Raw genomic sequence first — 22,167 nt, 5'->3', positions numbered from 1 at the left:
CTCATGACCTCGCGCGGGTCAGGCCGAGGGCGGAGCGCAGGGCCCAGCCGGTGAAGGTGTCCGACCCGAACCCCGCCATGTTGTAGACGATGCGCCGCCGCAGCTCGTCGTTGTCCCGGTTCGCCCGGAGCAGCCGCGGCCGGACGAGCCGCGCGCCGCGTGAAGTGCTCGTGAACAGCAGCGCGAGCACATGGCTCAGGCGCGACACGTAGTCCAGCACCGGACGCCGTTCGGCCTCGTAGCGCGCGCCCACCGCGTCGACCGCGAGCGGGGTCAGGGCGTCCACTGTGGATAACTGTGCTGCCAGGCACCACGCGTCGCCGATCGCGGCGTTCATGCCCTGGCCGACCATGGGATGCACGGCGTGCGCGGTGTCGCCCAGCAGCACCAGCCCCGGCACCTGCCACGCCGGCGTGTGGAACCGGGCCGCCGAGAGCACCTGGATCCCCGGGGCGGCGGCCTGCAACGGTCCGGCCACCTTCTCCAGGGCGGGCACAGTGCGCACCAGGTCCGAAGTCCACGACGCGAGACCCGCCTTGCCCACGCCGCGGAAGCTCTGCGACGGGATCTGCGCGTACAGCCGCGCGCGCCCGCCGGGCATCTGGAAGAGCACGCGCAGGCCGTCCGGGGTCAGGTACATGGTCATGTTCTGGCCGAGTTCCGGCGCGTCCTCGAGTTCGAAGGCCACGAGCTGGTGGTCGTACAGCCGCCGGTGCACCGCGATCCCCGCGTCGTCGCGCAGGCGCGAGACCTGGCCGTCGCAGGCCACCGTCAGGCCGGCCTCGATGTCGATCCGCGAGGAGCCGCGCAGCAGCCGAGCCCCGCGGACCCGGCCGTCGGCACGCCGGAGTTCCTCGACCCGGGTGCCCTGCCAGTACTCCACAGTGGACGGAAGCTGCGCGCCGACCACCTCGCGGAAGTCCTTGTAGAAGTGCAGCAGCCCATAATCGTACGGCGCGTCCAGCAGGCCGAAGTCCAGATTGATCAGCTCGGCGTCGCGCGCGGTGCTGCACGTCAGCCGCCGCACGATACGAGCGCCCCGGTCGGCGAGCGGCTCGACCAAGCCCGCGGCTTCGAGTATCTGGACCGTCCTGGGCTGGAGCAACTCGCCTTTGTGGACGTTGCGGGGGCGCGACTGCTTGTCCACCAGCAGAACCCTGCGGCCCTGGGTGCCGAGGAAGTGCGCCAGCGTGAGACCGCCCGCGCCCGCGCCGCAGATCAGCACGTCGAAGTCACTCATGGCCCGCTCCGAACCTGGCGAGTGCCTGGACCGCGTAACCGGTCGCGAGCAGGTCGCACGAATACATGAGGTCGAGGAAGTACACGCCGAGCAGATCCGGCTCCCACAAGCCGTCCGGCCGCTGGTTCCTGGTCAGCCACTCGACACCGCGCGAGACCGCCGGATGACCGTGTGCGCCCGCGCCGAGCAGGCCGATCAACGCCCACGCCGTGTCCTCCGCGGTCGAGCCGGGACCCCAGCCGCCGTCGGCGTTCTGGTTGGCCAGCAGCCATTCCGAGCAGCGGTGCGCGACGGCGCTGTCCGCCAGGCCGAGCCCGCCGAGCGCGTCCAGCACCGCGCCCGTGCCCGCCGTCAGGCCGCGGTACCAGGGGCAGGTGAACGCGCCGTCCGGGCGCTGCGTCCTGGCGAACCAGCGCAATGCCTTGGCGATCGGCTCGTCGGTGACGGTCAGGCCGCCGGCCTCGCGCAACGCCGTCACCGCGTGCGCGCTCATCACCGAGCAGGCCGCGTCCAGGTCGATGGGGTTGTCGGTGGTGAAACAGCTCCACGAGCCGTTGCGGTTCTGCATGGCGCGCAACCAGTCGAGCCCGCGCCGGACCTGGCCGTCGGTGCGGTCGTGACCGGCACGCGCGAGCGCGATGAGCGCGTCGGCCGTGTCGTCGGTGTCCGGCCAGCCGCAGCGCAGCGACCAGCCCCAGCCGCCGGGAGGGCAGCCGGTCGCCGGGAACGCGACGTCGCGCTGGCAACGGCGGATCCAGTCCAGTGTCGGCGCCAGGCGATCACCTTCGCCCGCGTCCTGCATGCCGTGCGTGACGAAGGTGGTCGCGGACAGCTCCAGATCCCGGTTGACCGGCCACGCCCCGTCGGGCCGGACTGTCGCGCGCAGGTAGTCGACGCACCGGCGCACGATGTCCGGCCGGACATCGGCGCGGGCGAGCCCGATGCACACCAGCGCCACCATGAACGGGGACTCCTGATAGCCGCCGCCGGGCCCTTCGAACTCGTGCAGATCGTCCAAATAGGACAGGATGCGGGGTTCGCAGAGCCGGTTGATCGCCCGCCGGATCCGCCCCGCCGGGCGAGTGTTCGCCTGCATCAGGCCCCAGGACAGGATGAACGGGACCGTGAACGAGACCTTCTGCCGCAGCCAGCGCGGCATCAGGATGACCTGCATCGGCAGCCGCATGATCTTGTTCTCGTCGTGCAACCCGGCCCATGCCAGGAACTGTTCGCACATCACGAAAAGCTTGCACTGCTGGCGGTCTCCGACGGCCGCCATGCCGCCGAACCGCTCGATCCGTTCCAGGCCGCGTCGCACGTTTTCGGCGGACGCCTCGGGCGCAAGGAATTGCAGCGCGCCCACCGCGTAGGGGGTCACGTTCAATGTGGACGGTGCGCCTGCCGCGTCACCCCAGCCGCCGTCGGGGTTCTGGGTCTCCCGCAGCCACCGCGCGCCGGCCGAGATCAAGCCCGCGGACCGGTCCGGGTCCGCGAAATGCAGCGCCACCATGGCGGACGCGGTCGAGACGGCGGCCGACGGCAGCGTGTCCTGCCACGACCCGTCCTCGCGCCGGAGCGCGAACAGCGCGTCCACCGCGCGGGCGAGGCTGGTGTCGAGTGCGAGTTCCGTCATGGCCCGGCCACCATCCCCAACGTCGGTGCGAACTCGTAGCGATGCCTCATGTAGTGCTGCGCCAGCCAGGTCACCGACACCGCGACGACGGCCAGCGGCACGGCGAACCCCGGCCCCGCGCCTGAACACAGGAGCGCGCAGGCGAGCACGATCCGTTCCAGCACCAGGATTTCGTGCGCCCGAAGCGCGGGTTTGCGCGGCAACGGCCGTGGCGCGCGCAGCACGACGACGAGCGCGGACGCGCCCAGCACGGCGGCGATGCCGAGCAACACCACGTAGCCGGGACTCAGGGGGAGTGTGAGCGCGATCAGCAGCCACAGCGCGTACAGACCCGTGGCGCAGGCCAGCGCGACCGAGACACCACGGCGCACCGGCAGCGTCTGATAGCCACCCTCGGCATCGCCGTCCAGGTCGCGCAAGGCGCCGACCAGGTTCGTCCCGGCGTCGTGCAGCCAGAACAACCCCGCGATCCCGAGCAGTCCCACCGGCGGGTACGTCGCGGTCATCATGGTGCCGAACAGGAACGCGAAAGCCGTCAGCCCGCCGCGGACCAGGTTGCCGGACAGCCCGCGTGCCTTGAAGAACGTGCTGTACGAGACCCCGGCGACCAGCGCGGCCACCACCAGGAACACCGTCCGCCAGTTCAGCGCCAGCGCCGCCGCCGCGCCGATCGAGACACACAGCGCCATCGCGACCAGTGCGCCGCGGGCGGTCATCCGCCCGGACGGGATCGGGCGATGCGGCTTCGCGATGGCGTCGAGTTCGCGGTCGAAATAGTCACCGCCGTAGAGCCCGGCGAGCCAGCCGAGCGTCGGGACCGCCCACGCGCCCAGCAGGCGCCAGCCGGACGGATCGGGGCTGGCGAGCGTCGCGCCCGCCAAGCCGACGAGGCCGACGTAGGTGGTCGTGTACGGCCGCCAGGTTTCGAAGTGCGCCTTGAGTCTGTCCACTCAGGACACCCGCTCGACCGCGTGCGCCGCGAACCAGTGCAGCCGCTCACGGTGGGCCGTGGCGGGCAACGTGGTCAGCGCGTCCTGCGCGGAGGTCGCGTGCTCCCAGGCCATCTTGCGTGCCGCCGTGAGCGCGCCGGTGCTCACCAGTACGTCGCTGACCATCGCAAGCGCCTTCTCGGGGACCAAGCCGCCCTCGAACACCATGTCCAGCTCACGCACGTCTTGAGCGTCGCCGCTTTGGTAGGCCAGCAGGATCGGCAGGGTGAGCCTGCGGTTGCGGATGTCGCTGGTGGTCTGCTTGCCGATCGTCTCGCTGTCGCCGGTGAACGCGAACAGGTCGTCGATGATCTGGAACGCGAGCCCGAGATGCGTGCCGTAGCGCCCCAGCGCGTCCACCTGCTCGTCCGAGCCACCGCCGAGCACCGAGCCGCACTGGCAGGAGCTGCGGAACAACGCGGCGGTCTTCCCGTCGATCATGCGCAGGTAGGTGGCCACGTCGCGGATCGAGTTCTCGGTGATCTCGGCTTCGAGGCTCTGGCCCTTGCACAGCGCGATGCCCGACGCCGAAGCGATCTCCAGCGCGGTGACCACGCGCTCGGCCGGGACACCCTTGTCGCGGCATTCGGCCAGGCAGCGGAAGAGATGGAAGATCAGGGCGTCGGCGGCGACGATCGCGTTGTCCGTACCGAACTTGTGGTACGTCGACGGGCGCCCGCGGCGCATCGAATCGCCGTCGATGATGTCGTCGTGCACCAGGCTGGCGGTGTGGCCGTACTCGGTGCCGATCGCGGCGGGCAGCACCTGCTCCAGCACGCCGCCGACGGCCAGCGCGGACTCGACCAGCAGCGCTGGGCGGAACAGCTTGCCGGCGGGGAGCAGCGCGTACCGGCAAATGGCGTCCAGCCGATCGGTCTCCTCCAGCCAGCGGTCCTCCAGCTCGTCCTGGATGGGGCGGACCAGTTCGGTTATGTGGTCCGCCGCGGCGGCCTTCGCGGATGATGGGACGTGCGGGGAATTGACTGTGAGCGCGCTGATCACCGTGTCGTCCAGCCTCTCCATAATCGAGGTTTCGTGTCGTATTCATCAGAAGCGGCGTTGAATCGACGTTGATGCATTCAGCCTATTCGGCGGAAGTTCGTGAGTTTGGCTTATCAACCTTCTAAGACGGTGCGCCGATCTCGGGATCTTTGCCCGAAAAGTCCGCGCGGGTATGTCAACTCATGTTCGGCAATTAACGTACGCTGCCGTTGCGCGGCAATGACGACGGCCCCTACGGACCCCTAATTACCGAAAACCCCTAGCAGCCCCTAATTGAATTGACTCCGCCTACTCGGTGATCGAAATCGCTGGAGAAACGAGGTTGTGCATGACAGGCGTCGAAGCACCGAGGACCTACCCGTTCACCCCGGCTGAGCGGCTAGAGCCGGACCCCGGATTGCGTGGCTGCCGCGAGGAATCCGGCCTGGTCCGGGTGCAAATGCCATACGGGCGACCGGCTTGGCTCGTCACGCGTTACGCCGATGTCCGCGCGGTGCTGGGGGACAACAGGTTCAGCCGGGCGATGGCGATCGGTGACGACGAACCCCGCGTCTACGCCAGGTCGAACACCTCGGTGTCGATGTCGACCATGGACGCCCCGGAGCACACCCGCCTGCGCCGGGTAGTGATGCACGCGTTCACCGAGCGCCGGATCAGGACCTTGCAGGCGGACGCCGAGTCCGTCGCGGGCAGGCTGCTCGACGAGATGGAAACCCGGGGCGCGCCGGTCGATCTGGTGAGCGCTTTCGCCGAGCCGTTGCCGATCACCGTGCTGTGCGAACTGCTGGGTGTCCCGAAGGCGGACCAGGCGGACTTCTGGGGCTGGTCGGTCTCCTTGTTGTCCACCGCCGCGGACCTGCCCGCCGAGCAGGCGATGGAAGCGCGGATGCGCTTGGGCAAATATCTCGCCTCACTCGTCGCGCAGCGCCGGAAAGAGCCAGCCGACGATTTGCTGAGCGCGATGGTGCAGGCGAAGGACGAAGAAGAACGGCTCAGCGAGATCGAGCTGGTCAAACTGGGGACCACGTTGTTGACAGCGGGCGTGGAAACCGTTTCCAGTCAGCTGGTCAATGCCAGTTACCTGTTGCTTACCGAGCCGCGACTGCTCAATGAGCTTGTTGAATCACCGGAGCTCATCCCCAACGCGGTCGAGGAACTCATCCGGTTCGTGCCGATCGGGGTGGCCGGTTCGATGTTCGCCAGGGTCGCCAAGGAGGACGTCGAAGTCGGCGGGACGCTGGTCCGCGCCGGCGAGGCGGTGGTGACCGACGTGCAGGGCGCCAACTTCGACCCGGCCGTCTTCCCCGCCCCCGATCGCGCCGACTTCACCAGGAAGGAAGCAGGCGCCCACCTCGGTTTCGGGCACGGCCCGCACCACTGCATCGGGTCCCAGCTCGCCAGGATGGAACTGCGGGTGGGCCTCGAAGCACTGCTCGGGCGCTTCCCGAAGCTGCGGCTCGCGGTGCCGGAGTCCGAACTGACCTGGCGGACCGGCGTGGTGCGCGGCCCGGTCGAGCTGCCGGTGGAGTGGTGACCATGGACGAGCCGGTCACCACGAAGAAGAAGTGCCCCTTCCCGTTCGACGCCGACGATCTCGGCGCACTCGCGCGGACCTATGGCGAGCTGCGCGAGCACGATCCGGTCCCCGAGGTCACCCTGCCCAGCGGCGACACGGCGTACCTGATCACCCGGTACGCCGACGCGCAGGCCGTGCTCGGCGACCGGCGGTTCAGCTCCGACATCGGGCGCCCGGAGGCCGCGCGGCTGCGTGAGGGGTCGGACGGCAACTTCACCAACCCCTACATCGCCGACCGCGCCTGGCATCTGCGCTGGCGCAAGCTGCTCACCCGCGCGTTCACCCCGCAGCAGGTGGAGACCATGCGCGAGTCGGTCCAGGCGATCGCGCACGAGCTCGCCGAGGAGCTGGCCGGGCGGGAGCGCCCGGTGGATCTGTTGCAGGCCTTCGCCTTCCAGCTGCCCGCGCGCGGGATCAGCGAGCTGCTCGGCATTCCGGTGCTCGAGCAGCGGCAGGTGCGTGGCTGGGTCGACGCGCTCGCCACCAGCCGCGAAGCCGACCTCGCCGAGCGGGCCGAGGCCGGGATGGCCATGTGGCAGTACTCGCTCGGGCTCATCGCGGACAAGCGTGCGCATCCGGGCGAGCATCTGATCGACCGGCTCATCGCGGTGCACGACGACGAGGACGGCAAGCTCAGCGAGGACGAGCTGGTCATGACGATCATCGCGTTGATCGTCGGCAACAACGAGAACACCGCCCGCCAGCTCGGGCAGGGCATGTTCCTCCTGCTCAACCACCCCGATCAGCTCGCCGAGCTGCGCGCCGACCGCTCGCTGCTGCCCGGTGCGATCGAAGAGATCCTGCGCTCGACGCCGGTCTACACCGCGCTGCCCCGGTTCGCGACCGAGGAGGTCCAGCTCGGCGAAAAGGTCATCCCGTGCAACGCGACCGTGCTGGTGGCACGGGATTCGGCGCAGCACGACGAGCGGTGGATCGACGAGCCGCACACGTTCGACATCCGGCGCAAGACCCCAACCCGGCATCTCGCCTTCGGGCACGGCCCGTCGTTCTGCATCGGCGCGTCGTTCGCGCGGCTGCAGATGTCCTGCGGCTTCACCGCGCTGCTGGACCGTTTCCCCGATCTGGCGCTCGCGGTGGCCTCCGAGGAGGTGAGCTGGACGTACCGGCTGCTCGGTTCCGGCGCGAAGACCATCCCCGTCACATGGTGACCGCGTTCGTCACGGGCGCCACCTCCGGCATCGGCGCCTGCTTCGCCCGCGCGCTCGCGGCCGAGGGCCACGAGGTCGTGCTGATCGCCCGCGATGGCGCGCGTCTCAAGGCTTTCGCGGCGGAGCTGGGCCCTGCGGCTCGCGCGCTGCCTGCCGACCTGTCCACCGCCGACGGATGCGCGCTGGTCGAGGCCGAGCTGGCCGCGTCGCAGGCCGGGATCCTGGTCAACAACGCCGGTTTCGGCATCGCTGACCGCTTCCACGAGGCACCGCTCGACCTCGTGCAGCGCCAGCTCGACGTGAACGTGACCGCCGTGCTCCGGCTGACGCGGGTCGCGGTGGCCGGGATGGTCGCCCGCGGCGAGGGCGCGATCATCAACGTGTCGAGCGTCGCGGGCTTCCTGTCCGGCTACGAGGCCACCTATTCCGCCGGGAAGAACTGGGTGACCTCGTTCTCGGAAGGCGTCGCGGCCGAGGTCCGCGCGGACGGCGTCCTCGTGATGGCGCTGTGCCCTGGCTTCACCCGCACCGAGTTCCACGAGCGCGCGGGCGTGCGCCGACCGGGCCCGGGCTTCCTTTGGCTCACCCCCGAACGCGTCGTCCGCGACGCGCTCGCCGACCTGCGCCGCGGCAAGGTCCTCTCGGTTCCTGGCCGGCGCTACAAAGCCTTCGTCCTCGCCCTCGACCTCCTGCCGCGCCCCATCGTCCGCGCACTCGGACAACGCCTAACCCGCAAACGCGCTTAAGCGGCCGTGTCGTCCATCCATGTACGCGTGTCGTCCAACTGTGCACGCGTGTCGTCCATCCAGGTACCGGGCGTAGGTACGTGAATGGACGGCGCCCGTACACAGACGGACGCCAATCGTGCATAGATGGACGACACGCGTACACAGATGGACGACACGCCGTCCCGCATACCTGACAAACCAGAGCGCGCCACCATTGACTTCGCGTACAACAAGCGGGGGGCGGTCACGACCCCTTTTCTGTCAAAACGTCGCGGGCGGCGATCATCGCGTTCAACGCGGCGGGGAAGCCCGTGTAGAAAGCGAGATGGAGCAGGGTCTCGACGGCTTCCTTACGGGTGCCGCCCGCGGCGAGCAGGGCGCGGAGGTGATCGCGTAAACGTGGGATCATTGTGCCAATCGCCACGCAGGCCGCGATCGCCATGATCTCGCGTTCCTTCGTGGTCAGGCCGTCTCCGTCCGCCGCTCCGGCGAATTCCGTCGGGGTGACCGTCCCCGCGATCGAATCGGCGATTTCGATAGCTTCGGCTATTTGCCGTCGGCCGCAGCCGATATTCAGTGCCGCCTGTGCGTGGAATTGTAATTGCGCCGAGGCATATCCGAGTGCGGTCAATGCGCCTATTGTGGCGAGCTGACGTTGCGGCAATTCGAGACCGGGGCGGTGATAAACGTCGCCGTAAATGAAGCCAATGCAGGCTTCGCCGAATTCGGCCTCGCCGAGGCTTTCGAAAAGGTCGAGCACCGCGGGCCGCTCGGCGCCGCCCAATCGCTGGATGAGAGCCAGCCCCTGCGCGAAGGAATCCATGGTCAGATGGTATCGGGGCGTCGCGCGCACGCCCGGCTTGCGCTGTTCGTCCTGCTCGAGGCCGGGATATAGCAGGCTTTATCCCGCAGTGCCCGTGCCCGAGGGCAGCTGTGCGCGAACGGACATCGCCCGCGTGCGAACGGGCAGCGGGTGCCGGGCCCAGGTTTCTCGCTCCGTGAAAACGGGGTCGCGGACTTGGTTGTCAGTGGGTGGCCCTAGGGGTGGGTGACCCTTTTGTCAAGGCTTGTGTTAATGCCCATACGTTCGTGGTTCCGCTATTCGGCAACCGGGGGAGTGGTTCCGCTCGTGTGTATGCTGGCCGTCGGGTGGAGGTCTTTGAGGAAGAGGAATGGCGCGCAAACTCGACTTTTGCATGGGCACCGTCGAAGCGACCGTGGTCGGCAGGGCATTCGGCGTTGACGTCCGAAGCTTTCCCTTGAGAATTCGTAATACCACCGCGGAGCCCGAGCGTTTCGCCAGGCTCGCGCGGCAGGTGGACGAGGTTCTCACGGCTGACGGGCTCGCCGCGGGCGGCAAGCTCGATCCGGCCGTGATCACCGCGTTCGAGCTGTGGAGCCGTCCGCACGTCTCGGTTTCGGTCAGCGGCATCGACGGTCTCGGCGACGACATCGCGGTACTCGCGTTCACCGATGGCGCCCGCGCGCTCGGGGTCACGCAGGCCGCGCACGGGGACACGCTGGACTTCGCGCTGTTCACCGACGAGCAATTCGCCGAGGTGATCGCCGGGGTGCTGCCAAGGATGCCCGCCGCGGCGACCGGCTCGTACACCGTGCGCCGCCAGGCCGAGCAGCGTGTTTCCGCGATGACCGCCCGGCGCCGGGCCGCTCGCGAACTCGAAGAGGACGAAGACGAGGCCTTCGGCTCGGTGCGCTTCACCGGCGCCGTCCGCTCGGGTGTCGGCGAACCCCGCGCCCCTCGCTCGGACGAGGAAACGCTGACCGAACTCATGGCGGGCGCGCGGCTCGGCGGCGGCCGCATCGTGGTGACCGGCGCGCGGGGCGCGGCTTCTCCGTTGACCTGGCTCGACACCGAACACGGCCGTTTCCTCATCGACGTCGAGGAAGACGCCGGGACGTTCATCGCGCACTACAGCCCGGCGGGCTTCGCCGATCTCGTCGCCGCGATCCGGCGGCGCATCGCCGGCGTCTACTGAAAGGGAGCAGCCGATGAGCGAAGAAAAAGCCGAGCTGAGGCCGATGATGTTCAGTGGCGTCAGGCTGCGGAAGATGGCCGCCAGCGGCAGCTTCGCGGTGGACGAGAACACCGGGAACCGCATGATCGAAGCGCTCGAAGGCGTCATCGACACGCTCACCGCCCGCTGGGCCGCCATCCAGCGGCTGCAGGACACGCCGAGGCTGAGCACCACGGCCACCGCGCAATGGGTGTCCTCGCACATGGTCGGCACCGCGGTCGACGAGCGCGGCCTGCTCACGCAGCTTCAGCACGCGAAGGCCGAATTCCCCGCGTACGTCGAGGCGATCCGGATCGCCAAGCGCAACTACAAGCAGCGTGAGCAGGAAACCCACGACCTCATCAAGCGCACGGGGCGGACAGAGTGAGCGGAGAGCACCACGTGGACGACCGGACGGCCGCGGTGTCCGACCCGGCTTCGCCCGAGTACGACCCGAACAGCCCGTACTACGACGTGACGGCCGATTCCTCGTCGAAGTACTACGTCGGCCCGCTCGCCGACGGCGTCGAGTCCGGCGGCGAGATCCGCGAGCAGGCGACCGCCGACGTCGACAGGCAGATCGCCGACGAAGAGCACTGGACGCACCAGGTCATCGACCCCGCGGTCCGCGACGCCCGGATCCAGCGGCTCTACGAGCAGCGGCTCGAGGAGGCCCGCCGCGGCCTCGACGCCGGGCTGGAGCTGCGCCCCGCCGCCACGATCCCGCGCACGGCCTGGGAAAACGCTTCCCACGAGCAGATGAACGACGCGATCTTCACCAGCGCGGACTCGGCCACCATCGCCGAGTCCTCCGAGGAATGGGTCCGCGTCGGCAACGAGCTCGCCCACCATCAGCGCGTGCTCGCCGACGCGATCGCCGACAGCACGGCCGACTGGCGCGGCGCGGGTGGTGACGCGGTGCGCGAACATCTGGCCGGTGTCGGCAAATGGCTGGGCGTCACCTCGCAGGGCGCGGCGCTGACCGGCAGGCAGCAGCAGATCCACTCGCAGACGCTCAACGAGACGCAGAAGCGGATGGCCGCCAACCCGCCGGTCGCGTTCTCGCCGCAGGAGGCGAACGCGCGGCTCGTGCAGATCACCGATCCCGTCGAGTACGCACTGCGCTCGAACGAGGATTTGAAGGTCTACCAGGCACAACAGGCCGGGCGCGAGCAGGCGGCGCGCATCATGACGCAGTTCGACGAGACGGTCGGCTCCGCCACCATCACGCCCGCGTTCCCGCCACCGCCCAAGCTGCCCGGCTCCGGCTCCGGTTCCAGCGCGGGCGGCGGCGCCACCCAGCCCGCACAGCAGCTGCGGGATCGGCGGGACCCGACGGACGTGACCGCCGACTCCTTCCCCGCATCGCGCACCGCGCCGCTCGAGCCGTTCCAGACCGGGTCGAAGGACGGCCAGCCCGCGCAGCAGGTCCCGCCGAGCGCGCCTCCACTCGGGGACACCGGGTCCAACATCCCGAGCCATACCGCGTTCCCCGTCAGCGGCGACGCACCCCCGCTCGACGAGCGGACCCGGACCACGGGCTTCACTCCGGACCCGCCGCCACTGAGCGGTGGCCCGACTCCCGGTGGCATGCCGCCGATCCCGGAGCACAGCACACCGCGCAACACGCCCTATCCGGTCAACCCCATGCCGCCGCCTATCCCCACCGGCACCGGCCCGACCGGCACGCGGCCCACCAACACCGGCGGGCCGGTCGGCGCACCGCCGGTGGATCCCCGCAAGATCCCGACCATCGGGCGGACCGGCGGGATCAACGGCGACAGCATCGCCAGCAGGCTCGGCGGCGGCCCGGACGAGACCGGCGGCAGCCGGGGCGGCGCGCCGAAGCTCGGCGGTGGCGGCGGTTCGACGCGCGGCGGCTCGATGGGCAGCTTCGGGCCAGGCGGATCGGCGGCCGGCGAATCCGCGCTGACCGGCGGAAAAGGCACGGCGGCCGGACCGGTCGGCCGCGGCTTCGAAGCCGAGTCGGCCGCACGCGGCGCCGGGCCCCAGGCCAACCGGCCGATGCCAGCGGGCGCGGGCGGCATGGGCGGCGCCGGCGCGGGCAAGAAGGGCGAAGAGGACAAGGAACACGGCGTCGCCGAGTACATCGAGGGCGACAAGGAGCTGTTCTCGTCGGAAGAGATCGTGGCACCGCCGGTCATCGGCGACTGGAACAACACGGATTGGCGGTGACCCCATGGGGTTCGAAGTAGTCGCTGACGACCTCGTCGCGCATGCCAGCCATCTCGACGGGCTGAGTGACCGGCTGAAGACGGTCGTCTCGGCGGCCACCACCGCGTCGATGGACGACGGCGCGTTCGGCCTGCTCTGCGCGTTCATGCCGCTGATCGTGAACCCGATGGAGGACAAGGCACACGAGGCGCTCTCCGCGTCGGTCGAGGGCGTGCACACCATCGGGGACAACATCCGCGCCGCCGCGAAGGCGTACGGCGACGGCGACGACACCCAGTCGGCCCCCTTCACGAAGTTCTTGGCCGACGCCTCCCCGATCATCAAGCGGCGATAAGGAAAACCCATGACGAACGGTCTTGGCGAGTTCATGCGCGACCCGGACGAGGCGCAGCGCAAGATGGACGAGTGGGCGCAGGGCTTCGCGGACAAGGCCGAGCGGTACCGCGCGGCGCAGGAGCGCACCGAGCAGATCCGGCTCACCGCGGTCAATTCCGACGGCGCGGTGCGGGTGACGGTCGGCGCCGACGGCGCGGTGCGTGACCTGCAGTTCACCCACAAGGCGAAGTCGTACGCGCTCGAAGAGCTGTCGCGGCAGATCCTCACCACCATGCGCCGCGCGCAGGGCGACATCGCGAACCGGGTCGCCGAGGTGATGACCGAGCAGCTCGGTGACGAGGACCAGCAGACCAGGGCGCTGATGCTGGACAACCTGCGCAGCCGGTTCCCCGAGCAGGAACCCGAGATCCCGCCGTCCGCGCCACCGGCACCGCCGTCCGCGCCGCCCGCCCTGCCGTCGGCGGGCCCGGCGGCCGGTCCGCCGCCGCGCCGCACGACGGATCCGATCGAGGACGACAACAACCCGTGGTGACCGAAGCAGGGATGAAGCAGCTGTGAGCAACCCACTGGTCGCCGCCCCGACGGACAGCACGAAGGCGTACTCCGGCGTCGTGCTGCTCGAATCGGCGTTCGATCTCAAGCAGGCCATCGAAAGCGGCGACTGGGCGGGTGTCGCGCTCGGCGCGGTCGGCGCGGCACTCGACGCGCTGGGCGCCGTGCTCGACCCGTTCGGCACGATCCTCGCGGCGGGCGTCGGCTGGCTGCTGGAGCACGTCGGCCCGCTGAAGGAGGCGCTCGACGCGCTTGCCGGCAGCCCCGACGCGGTCAAGGCGCATTCGGAGACCTGGAAGAACGTCGCCACCGAACTCGGCTCCATCAGCGACGACCTCAAGGCGATGGTCGCCGCCGACACCACGGCCTGGAAAGGCGAGGCGGCCGACGCCTACCGCAAGCAGGCCGCCGACGTCGAGGCGTTGCTGAAGACCACCAAGGAGGCGGCCGAGGGCGCTTCCAGCGGCGTGAAGACGGCGGGCGAGGTGGTCGCCGCGGTCCGGATGCTGGTGCGCGACATCATCGCCGAGGTCGTCGGGCACATGATCAGCTGGGCGCTGCAGGTGCTGTTCACCCTCGGCATCGGGCTGGCCTGGGTGGTGCCGCAGGTGGTCACCGAGGTGGCGAAGACCGCCGCGAAGATCGCGAACCTGACCAAGCGGCTGGTGCACGCGCTCAAGGCGCTCGCGCCGCTGCTGAAGAAGGCGACCGGCCTGTTCGACGATGTCGCCAAGCAGCTCAAGGGGATCAAGGGCGGCAAGCCGGGCCCGTCCGGCAAGCCGGGTGATCTCCCGCCGCCGCCGAAGCAACCGCCGCCGCCCAGGGGCGGTGACGGATCGACCGGTCCCCAAAGCGCTCCCAAGGATCCGCCGCCGAACACCACCAGGGGCGGCGGCGAGTCCACCAGCCCGTCGGGCGCGCCGAAGGATCCGCCACCGCCGCCCCCGGTCAAGAACGACCCGCCGCCTCCGCCGCCGGCCACCAAGAGCGATCCGCCGCCACCGCCGCCTCCGCCGGTCAAGCAGCCCGATCCGCCGCCGCTGAACCGCGGCGGCAACGAGTCGACCACGCCGTCGGGCGGCAAGAACGATCCGGCCAAGACCAAGGACCCGGACAACAAGCCCTGCGAGTTCGACCCGATCGACGTCGCGACCGGCGACGTGCTGCTGTCCGAGGTCGACCTGGTGGTGCCCGGCGTGCTGGGCGGGCTGATCGCCCGTGAGCACGTCTCGTCCTACCGGGACGGCCGCTGGTTCGGTCCTTCGTGGACGTCCCTTGTGGACGAACGGCTGATCTTCGACGCCGGAGTGGTGCGCTACTACTCGGCCGACGCGATGGTGCTGACGTTCCCGATTCCGTTGCCGGGCAAGGCGTCCACGGCTGTGTACGGCCCGCCGCGCACGCTGGAGGCGGACGGCGACGGTTACCTGATCACCGACCCGGGACGTGGTCTGCTCCGCCGGTTCACCCGTGCGGGCCAGGACGAGTTCCTGCTGCGCGAGGTCCACGCCGACAACGACGAGTTGGTCATCCTCGACCGCGCCCCCGATGGCGCCCCGACCGTGCTTTCGCACTCCGGTGGCGCCCGGATCGCCTTCGAGACAGCCGCCGGGCGGGTGCGGAGCGTCCGCGCGCTGGCTCCGGGTGGCGATGTGCCGGTCGCCCGCTACGAGTACGACCAGAACGGGCATCTGTCCCTGCGCGCCAACTCGACGCCGCGGCCCGCGCGCTACGACCACGACGCCGAGGGCCGGGTCCGCGGCTGGACCGACCACAACGGCACCTGGTACCGCTATGTCTACGACGAGTCCGGGCGCTGCGTGCGCACCGTCGGCGACGGCGGTTACCTCGACGGCTCGCTGAGCTACGCCGACGGCCGCACCGTGACCACGGACTCGCTGGGCCACCAGAAGATCTTCGAGTTCGACGCCGCGGGCAACGTGGTGTCCGAAACGGACAAGCTCGGCGGCGTCACCCGCAGCGAGTGGGGCCCGCACGATCTCTTGCTGGCCCGCACCGACCAGCTGGGCAGGCGCACGGAGTTCGAGCACGACGCGGCCGGGACCCTGGTCGCGGTGATCCGCCCGGACGGCAGCCGGGTGGTGATCACCGCGTGGACGGAGGCCGGGCTCGAGATCGAGGTGACCGACGGCGAACGCGTCTACACGCGGTCCTACCCGGGTTCCTTCGATCCGTACACCCAGCCGCTCGGTGTGTTCCAGGACATCGACGAGGTGCCCGCGCCGGACGGCGAGTCCGCCGATGTGGACGTCGACCTCTTCGGACGGCCGCGTGTCCTGCGCAAGCCCAGCGGTCAGGTCACGCTGGCCTGGACCGTGGAAGGCAAGCTGCGCACCACGGTCGGCGCGGACGGCGCTCGTCAGCAGTGGACCTACGACGGTGAGGGCGGCGAGGTCTCGCACACCGACGCGCTGAACCGGGTCGCGGTCGCCGAGCACGGCCCGTTCGGCGTGCTCACCGCGACGACCGACCCCGTCGGCGCCCGCACCACGCGGCGCTTCGACACCGAGTTGCGGCTGCTCGCCGTGACCAACCCGGCCGGGCGGACCTGGGAATTCGGCTACGACGCCGAGGGCAGGCTGCTCAGCCAGTCCGATTTCGACGGCCGGATCACCCGCTGCGCCTACGACGCGGCCGGGCAGCTGGTCCACCTGATCAACGCGGCGGGCGAGCGGGTCGAGTTCAGCTATGACCAGCTGGGCAACATCCGTGAGCGGATCAGCGCGGCGGGAGCCGAGACGTACCAGCACGATCCGGTCGGCAAGCTCGTGCGCGCGACGAGCCCCGACACGGAACTCGCGCTGGAGCACGACCTCGACGGCCGCGTGGTGCGCAGCACCATTTCCGGCCGCACCACGACGTTCGGCTACACGGGCGACACCGACACGGACCGCCGCTCACCGTCCGGTGTGGACGTCCACTGGGGACGGACCGGCGACGTCGACACCCTGACGGTCGCGGGCACCGAGCTCACCTTGCACCGCGATGCCGCGGGCCGTCAGGTCGCGGTCACGGTCGGCGCGAACCCGTTGGTACAGCAGGAATTCGACGCCGCGGGCAGGCTTGCCGCGCAGCGCACGCCCGCCGGGCCGCGGCGTTATCACCGCCGTCCCGACGGCAGCGTCATGAGCCGTGAGGACCCGGGCGGTGGCGCCAGGTACGAGTTCGACCCGGTCGGCCGGATCACCGCGGTGCACACGCACGGCGGCACCGAGCGCTACGCCTACGACGTCACCGGCAACCTGATCGCGGCCTCGCCGGGACTGGCGCACTACGTGACCGACGCGCAGGGCAGGCTGGTCCAGCGGACCGTCGGCGATCTGGTGTGGACGTTCGGCTGGGACGCGCAGGATCACCTCACCGGCGTGCGCACCCCCGATGGCGCGCAGTGGCGCTATCGCTACGACGCGCTCGACCGCCGTGTCGCCAAGCAGCGGCTGGACGCGGCGGGCGGGATCGCCGAACAGGTCGACTTCGCCTGGGACGGCAACACGCTGATCGAGGCGTCGCACTCCGCGGGCCACACGTTCACCTGGGTGTACCACCCCGACGACGGCAAGCCGGTCGCGCAGGTGGTCACCTCGCCGGACGGCACCGCCCGGGTTTCCGTGGTGGTCACCGACGACGTCGGCACGCCGGTCGAGCTGATCGCCGCGGACGCCGGCGCGGTCAGCCCGGTGCGCACCAGCCTGTGGGGGCTGACCGGTGACGGCGCGGTGACCCCGCTCCGGTTCCCCGGCCAGTACTTCGACGCCGAGACCGGCCTGCACTACAACGTGTTCCGGTACTACGACCCGCGCAACGCCAGGTACCTCTCGGCGGACCCGCTCGGGCTGGACCCGGCGCCGAACCCGCTCACCTACGTCGCCGACCCGCTGCTCGCCTGCGACCCGCTGGGCCTCACCTGGGGCGGCGGCGGTTCCGGCTCCGCCCGGCTCGCCGCGAAGTACGTGCAGCAGCAAGCCGACGCCGCGAAGCAGGCGGCGCAGGCGGCAGCGGCCGCGGCGGCCGGGCCCAACCCGACCGCCGTCGCCGCGGCCCAGTCGGCCACCGGCAAGTGCAAGAAGAAGCCCTCGAACTCCGGCAACCACTTCCAGCCGTACCCGCAGACCGCCCCGAAGAAGGGCTCCGGCGGCACCTCGTCGTCCGGTCCGAAGGTCCCCAAGGGCCCGAAGGACCCGGACAGCGGCCGCTGGGAGTCGCAGGGCGGGGCGACGAGCTCCGGCAAGCAGACCCTCGATGGGTCGCCGATCGGCCGCAACGCCGACTGGTCGCCGAAGCCCGGTCACCTCACCGACGTCGAAGACCTGCTCAAGACCAAACACAAGGACTACAGCCCCGAGCTGCAGAACGCGCTCGACAAGGTCAACGGCTACAAGCCGAGCAACCCGCCCACCGGTACGGCCCAATGGGTCAAGGGGCATCTGCAGAACGACAATCTCGACGGTCCCGGCACCAAGGACAACATGACGCCGTTGACCCAGACCGCCAACAAGAACATGTCTCAGGGCTTCGAACGCTATGTCAAGGAGAGCAACGACCACCTCAGGCTGATCAAGTCCGAGGTGCCCAACGACAACAAGCTGGCGCAGATCCCCGGTATCGACCCGTCCCAGTACGACAAGGTCCGCAATGACCTCAAGGACCTGAAGCTGAACTACTCGGTGGACGCGAGCACCGGCTCCGGCGGGCTCAAGTTCCCCAACTCGCCCAACGAGTTCGAGCGGTCCATCCGCGACCACCTGGAGCTGAAGGCCGGCTACGAGGGCGTCACCCCCGACGTCCAGAAGTACCTCGACTTCCGCTACGGGCCCGGCTACCTGCACGAGTTCCCGCCCAACGGTCAGAAGATGGACACGCTGACCGGCGAGATGACCGACCTCCCGAGCCCACCGGGATCCCCGATGAGCCTCACGTAGCGATCGCTTCGAGAAGCCGTTCGGGAGCTTCGATCTGCGGCACGTGGCCCGCCCCGGTGAGCAGCTGGAAACGCGCACCGGGGATGGCCGCGGCCAGCGCACGCCCATAGCCGGGCGTGACGATCCCGTCGCTCTCACCCCAGACGACCAGCGTCGGCTGGGTGATCCCGGCGAGCCGTTCTTTCAGCGTCGGGTCCGTCATGGCCGTGCCGTTCCCGTACACCGCGAGCGCGGCCCGGTTCGCCGCCATGCCCAGTTTCTGTTCGGGCGAAAGGCTTTCCGGATCGACCCGGAACTTCTCCGGGTCGTGGTAGCTCAGCTTGGCCAGCTCGTCCATGGACAGCTGCGACACGTCCGCGATCGGTTCCCCGTCGACGACGATCCCGACGGCGTTGACCAGCACGAGGTTCCCGACCCGCGGCGACCGCAACGCGAGTTCGGCCGCGATCCAGCCCCCGATCGAGTTGCCGATCACGGCGACCTCCCGCAGGTCTCGTTCGTCCAGCAGCCGCGCGTAGACGTCGGCGAGCCCGGCGACCGTGGTCAGCCAGTCCGGCCGCTCGGTGCCACCGAACCCGGGATGCGTCGGCGTGATGACCCGGGCCCGTCCGGCGAGTAGCCGGGCGAACCCGGCCACCGACTGCGGCCCCGCACCGCCGTGCAGCAGCAGCGTGGGCTTCCCGTCGCCTTGTTCGTCGATGGTGAGGTTCATGCGTTTCTCCCTTGGTTGATGTAAGGGAGCTTATATAAGCATGCTGATATAAGCAAGCTGATACGCTGTGGACCGTGACGAGGAGACTGCAGGACATCGGGCTGTCGGTGAAGCGACTCCAGGCCCGCCACCACCGCACGGTCAACGCCGAACTGGCCGCATTGGACATCAGCCTGGTCCAATGGGACGCGCTCCGGCACGTCGACCAGAACCCCGAGGCCTCACTGCACGACCTCGCGCAGCTGACGTTCCAGACCGACCAGTCCTTCGGCGCGCTCGCCGGCCGGATGATCGAGCGCGGGCTGCTCGAACGCGTGCCCGGCCCTGGACGGGCCTTGCGGCACCGGCTCACCGACCGCGGCCGGGAACTACGCGAGGCCGGGAGCGTGATCGTGGACCGCGTGCTCGCGCAGTCCTTCAGCGCCTTGAGCAAGCAGGAACTGGCCGAGTTCGACGCCCTCCTCCTGCGCCTGCTCGACTCTTGAGCTTGCCCTGGGGTCGTGAGTGTTCCGGCCGGTTCTAACCGGCCAAAACACTCACGACCCCAGGGTGGCCAGGAACGCGGCTGCTGCTGGGCGAGGGCCTCCCTCGCCCGGTTCGGGTTGGTGAGGGCCTCCCTCACCCAGATATGCGGGTCAGGGCCTCTCTCACCCAGCTGCTTGGGTGAGGGAGGCCCTCACCAAATCGGGCTCGCGTAAGGGGCCTGCGTGAGGTGGGTCGTGAGCGTTGCGGGCGGTTCTAACCGCCCGCAACGCGCACGACCCGAGTTCCCAGTGCGGGGGCGCCCAAGGCCTGGGACCCCATCGAACTCGGCCAAGCCCGCGCACGCCAGCTCAAAGCCGAGTCCAACCCTGGGGTCGTGAGTGTTCCGGCCGGTTCTAACCGGCCAAAACACTCACGACCCCTAGAGTCGGGATCATGCTGGTGCGCATCGGTGACCTCGATCTGGACACCGCACGCAAGCGCGTGCGCCGAGGCGGGGTCATGCTGTACCTGGCCGCGGCCGAGTTCGCCGTGCTGGAGCTGCTCGTCGTGCGGGCCGGGCAGGCGGTGTCGCACGCCGAGTTCGTCGAGTGCTGCTGGGATGAACTCTCGGAGTCCGCGGAGGTCGACGCCGTGATCGCGCAGCTGCGCCGCAAGCTCGGCCCGCCGATCATCATCGGCACGGCGCCCGCGGGCGGCTACATCATCGAAGGCTAGGGAAGGATCGCGTCGACGTAGCCGCCGTCGACCCGCAGCGCGCCGCCCGTGGTCGCGGAGGCCTGGGGTGAGCTGAGGTAGACGACCATGTTCGCGATCTCCTCCGGCTCGATCAGGCGCTGCAGCAACGACTGCGGCCGGTGCAGGCGCATGAACTCGCGCTGCGCCTCGTCCCACGGCAGGTCCTTGTCGACCAGCTCGTAGACGAAGTCCTCGACGCCGCCGGTGTGCGTCGGGCCCGCGATAACCGCGTTGACCGTCACGCCCGTGCCCGTGGCGGCCTTGGCGAAGCCGCGTGAGACGCCGAGCACCGCCGTCTTGGACACGCCGTAGTGGATCATCTCGGCCGGGATGACGACCGCGGAGTCGCTGGCGATGTACTGGACGCGGCCCCAGCCGCGTGCGGTCATGCCCGGCAGGTACGCGCGGGTGAGGCGGACGGCGGCGAGCACGTTGACCTCGAAGTAGCGGCGCCATTCGTCGTCGGTGATCTCGAGTGGGTCCTTCGCGCCGAAGATGCCGAGGTTGTTGATCAGGATGTCGGCGTCGGGGACCGCTTCGAGGACTTGGGCGGTGCCTTCGTCGGTGGAGACGTCGCCGGGGGCCGCGATGAGTGTGGCTTCGGGGAGTTCGGCGCGCAAACGGGTGATCGCGTCGTCGACACCTGCGGCGCGGCGGCCGTTGATCGCCACTTTCGCTCCGGCGGCGGCGAGGCCTTTCGCGATCGCTGTTCCGATTCCTTGGGTCGAGCCGGTGACCAATGCCGTCTTTCCGCTGAGATCGAGTCGCATTCGGGTGAAGCCTCCCGGAGTCGTTGCGCGGGACGTGAATCTCTGGCCAGCGCGTTCACGTTCTTGATCTTGATCCAGCTTAATTTCTCACGTTTTGTGCCCTATGACACCGCAGCGCTCAGCCCTTCGTGTGAATGACGTTTTCTGAAGATTCGACGGCGGTCACCGCGTGTTATAAATCGAGAGGGGGATCTCACCGACTTACCTAGCTGGGGGATGGATATGGAGAACATGCGCGACGTGGTCGAAGCGACGATCACCTTCGGGTTCCGGACGTTCGGCGCCCGGCCGCGGCCGGTCCAGGCCGACCTCAGGTACGACCCGGCGGATCCGTACGCGGTCTTCATCGGCTTTCATACCGGGCGCGGCACCGTGCGCTGGATGTTCGGGCGTGACCTGCTCGCCGACGGCCTGCTCGCGCCCGCCGGCGAGGGTGACGTGATCGTCCGGCCCGCGACGCATCCCGCGCTCGTGCTGGTCGAGCTGAACACCCCGGGCGGCTCGGCGGTGCTGGAAGCACCCGCCGATCAGCTGGCGGCGTTCGTCAACCGCACGTACGAGGTCGTCGCGCCCGGCGAGGAGCAGGCCTGCTTCGACTTCGACCTGGAGCTGAGCAAGCTGGTCTGAGGACCCGGAGAATCCACAGTGGATTCTTGAGGTGATCCGCGTCACGCCAGTACGGCCGCCACGTCTTCACGGCATGAAGGAATCGGCCGCCACTCTCGAACTCGTGGAATGGGTCTCCCATCACCTGGAGGCGCACGGTCAGCTGCTGGTGCACGGCGCCAGCCTCGAAGAGATCGTGACCAGGGCGGCGGCCGCGATCCACGACCGCCAGCCCGGCCTGGTGCGGATCCGCGTGATCCATCCCGGCTGGTGGTGCGCCACCCCCTGTCGGTGCCGCCCCGCGCTCGCCAGCTCCAATCACCCGACGTGGCACTATCAGCAGGCCCGATCGGGTGACGAAGGCGCTTGGTACGGCGCCGAAGTCCGTTTCCGCTTCGCCTCCTGAGTCACCCGGGTGACAATCCCGGCCCGCCCGGGCACATTTCCCGGGCCGCCGGGACGGCGCCGGGCACACGATGGCG

At 69.6% G+C, this 22,167-nt stretch carries 20 protein-coding genes; 13 read left to right on the top strand and 7 right to left on the bottom strand.

Features of this window, described 5'->3' with window-relative positions:
* Position 1 precedes the first annotated feature (1 nt).
* Genes BLV57_RS14290 through BLV57_RS14275 form a run of 4 tightly spaced genes read right to left on the bottom strand, consistent with a single transcriptional unit; the run spans position 2 to position 4,885 of the window.
* Positions 2 to 1,240, bottom strand: a complete 1,239-nt coding sequence (locus BLV57_RS14290; RefSeq protein ID WP_091289238.1) for an FAD-dependent oxidoreductase — start codon at positions 1,238 to 1,240, stop codon at positions 2 to 4.
* Positions 1,233 to 2,873 carry a prenyltransferase/squalene oxidase repeat-containing protein gene (locus BLV57_RS14285; RefSeq protein ID WP_091289237.1) on the bottom strand — a complete coding sequence of 547 codons (1,641 nt, stop codon included), beginning with the start codon at positions 2,871 to 2,873 and terminating at the stop codon, positions 1,233 to 1,235. The genes BLV57_RS14290 and BLV57_RS14285 overlap by 8 nt, the downstream gene beginning before the upstream one ends.
* The gene (locus tag BLV57_RS14280) at positions 2,870 to 3,823 is read right to left on the bottom strand and encodes a UbiA family prenyltransferase (RefSeq protein ID WP_091289236.1); all 954 of its coding nucleotides are present in this window, start codon (positions 3,821 to 3,823) and stop codon (positions 2,870 to 2,872) included. The genes BLV57_RS14285 and BLV57_RS14280 overlap by 4 nt, the downstream gene beginning before the upstream one ends.
* The gene (locus BLV57_RS14275; RefSeq protein ID WP_091289235.1) at positions 3,824 to 4,885 is read right to left on the bottom strand and encodes a polyprenyl synthetase family protein; all 1,062 of its coding nucleotides are present in this window, start codon (positions 4,883 to 4,885) and stop codon (positions 3,824 to 3,826) included.
* A 307-nt stretch (positions 4,886 to 5,192) separates the two neighbouring features.
* Here BLV57_RS14275 and BLV57_RS14270 point away from each other — a divergent pair, with 307 nt between their 5' ends.
* From BLV57_RS14270 to BLV57_RS14260, 3 genes are read left to right on the top strand one after another with little or no spacing between them, the layout of a single operon-like run.
* Positions 5,193 to 6,398, top strand: a complete 1,206-nt coding sequence (locus tag BLV57_RS14270) for a cytochrome P450 (protein ID WP_091289234.1) — start codon at positions 5,193 to 5,195, stop codon at positions 6,396 to 6,398.
* A 2-nt stretch (positions 6,399 to 6,400) separates the two neighbouring features.
* Positions 6,401 to 7,609, top strand: a complete 1,209-nt coding sequence (locus tag BLV57_RS14265) for a cytochrome P450 (protein WP_091289233.1) — start codon at positions 6,401 to 6,403, stop codon at positions 7,607 to 7,609.
* Positions 7,603 to 8,355 carry an SDR family NAD(P)-dependent oxidoreductase gene (locus tag BLV57_RS14260; protein ID WP_091289232.1) on the top strand — a complete coding sequence of 251 codons (753 nt, stop codon included), beginning with the start codon at positions 7,603 to 7,605 and terminating at the stop codon, positions 8,353 to 8,355. Before BLV57_RS14265 ends, BLV57_RS14260 begins: the two co-directional genes overlap by 7 nt.
* Before the next feature lie 226 nt (positions 8,356 to 8,581).
* Here the strand turns inward: BLV57_RS14260 and BLV57_RS14255 are convergent, their stop codons facing one another.
* Positions 8,582 to 9,160 carry a carboxymuconolactone decarboxylase family protein gene (locus BLV57_RS14255; protein ID WP_091290333.1) on the bottom strand — a complete coding sequence of 193 codons (579 nt, stop codon included), beginning with the start codon at positions 9,158 to 9,160 and terminating at the stop codon, positions 8,582 to 8,584.
* Between the two features lie 373 nt (positions 9,161 to 9,533).
* Here BLV57_RS14255 and BLV57_RS14250 point away from each other — a divergent pair, with 373 nt between their 5' ends.
* Genes BLV57_RS14250 through BLV57_RS14225 form a run of 6 tightly spaced genes read left to right on the top strand, consistent with a single transcriptional unit; the run spans position 9,534 to position 18,376 of the window.
* Entirely contained in the window at positions 9,534 to 10,334 is an 801-nt protein-coding gene (locus BLV57_RS14250; RefSeq protein ID WP_245757319.1) for an ESX secretion-associated protein EspG, read from the top strand.
* 13 nt (positions 10,335 to 10,347) lie between these two features.
* The gene (locus tag BLV57_RS14245; RefSeq protein WP_091289230.1) at positions 10,348 to 10,740 is read left to right on the top strand and encodes a hypothetical protein; all 393 of its coding nucleotides are present in this window, start codon (positions 10,348 to 10,350) and stop codon (positions 10,738 to 10,740) included.
* A 14-nt stretch (positions 10,741 to 10,754) separates the two neighbouring features.
* Positions 10,755 to 12,548 (top strand): hypothetical protein, encoded by a 1,794-nt coding sequence (locus tag BLV57_RS14240; protein WP_091289229.1) that lies wholly within the window; start codon positions 10,755 to 10,757, stop codon positions 12,546 to 12,548.
* Positions 12,549 to 12,552: 4 nt separating this feature from the next.
* Positions 12,553 to 12,882, top strand: coding sequence for a type VII secretion target (locus BLV57_RS14235; RefSeq protein WP_091289228.1), 330 nt, complete (start codon positions 12,553 to 12,555; stop codon positions 12,880 to 12,882).
* 9 nt (positions 12,883 to 12,891) lie between these two features.
* Positions 12,892 to 13,416, top strand: coding sequence for a YbaB/EbfC family nucleoid-associated protein (locus BLV57_RS14230; protein WP_091289227.1), 525 nt, complete (start codon positions 12,892 to 12,894; stop codon positions 13,414 to 13,416).
* Between the two features lie 22 nt (positions 13,417 to 13,438).
* The gene (locus BLV57_RS14225; protein ID WP_091289226.1) at positions 13,439 to 18,376 is read left to right on the top strand and encodes an RHS repeat-associated core domain-containing protein; all 4,938 of its coding nucleotides are present in this window, start codon (positions 13,439 to 13,441) and stop codon (positions 18,374 to 18,376) included.
* On the opposite strand, the gene BLV57_RS14220 is transcribed toward BLV57_RS14225, so the two are convergent.
* Positions 18,369 to 19,088, bottom strand: a complete 720-nt coding sequence (locus BLV57_RS14220; RefSeq protein ID WP_091289225.1) for an alpha/beta fold hydrolase — start codon at positions 19,086 to 19,088, stop codon at positions 18,369 to 18,371. The genes BLV57_RS14225 and BLV57_RS14220 overlap by 8 nt on opposite strands.
* Positions 19,089 to 19,162: 74 nt before the next feature.
* On the opposite strand from BLV57_RS14220, the gene BLV57_RS14215 reads away from it, so the two are divergent.
* Complete coding sequence (locus BLV57_RS14215; protein ID WP_091289224.1) at positions 19,163 to 19,573, top strand: MarR family winged helix-turn-helix transcriptional regulator; 411 nt, start codon at positions 19,163 to 19,165, stop codon at positions 19,571 to 19,573.
* 433 nt (positions 19,574 to 20,006) lie between these two features.
* Positions 20,007 to 20,288 (top strand): winged helix-turn-helix domain-containing protein, encoded by a 282-nt coding sequence (locus BLV57_RS14210; RefSeq protein ID WP_091289223.1) that lies wholly within the window; start codon positions 20,007 to 20,009, stop codon positions 20,286 to 20,288.
* On the opposite strand, the gene BLV57_RS14205 is transcribed toward BLV57_RS14210, so the two are convergent.
* Entirely contained in the window at positions 20,285 to 21,079 is a 795-nt protein-coding gene (locus BLV57_RS14205) for an SDR family NAD(P)-dependent oxidoreductase (protein WP_091289222.1), read from the bottom strand. The two genes, BLV57_RS14210 and BLV57_RS14205, sit on opposite strands and share 4 nt — an antisense overlap.
* 222 nt (positions 21,080 to 21,301) lie before the next feature.
* On the opposite strand from BLV57_RS14205, the gene BLV57_RS14200 reads away from it, so the two are divergent.
* Positions 21,302 to 21,706: an SsgA family sporulation/cell division regulator gene (locus BLV57_RS14200; protein ID WP_091289221.1), complete on the top strand. Its 405-nt coding sequence runs from the start codon at positions 21,302 to 21,304 to the stop codon at positions 21,704 to 21,706.
* A 73-nt stretch (positions 21,707 to 21,779) separates the two neighbouring features.
* On the top strand, positions 21,780 to 22,091 hold the full coding sequence (locus tag BLV57_RS14195; protein ID WP_091289220.1) for a hypothetical protein: 312 nt from the start codon (positions 21,780 to 21,782) through the stop codon (positions 22,089 to 22,091).
* Positions 22,092 to 22,167 lie beyond the last annotated feature (76 nt).

This window comes from Amycolatopsis xylanica (assembly GCF_900107045.1).
GTDB classification, from domain to species: domain Bacteria; phylum Actinomycetota; class Actinomycetes; order Mycobacteriales; family Pseudonocardiaceae; genus Amycolatopsis; species Amycolatopsis xylanica.
The sequence above is the reverse complement of the archived record's forward strand: the minus strand, read 5'-3'. Positions and strand labels throughout refer to the sequence as shown.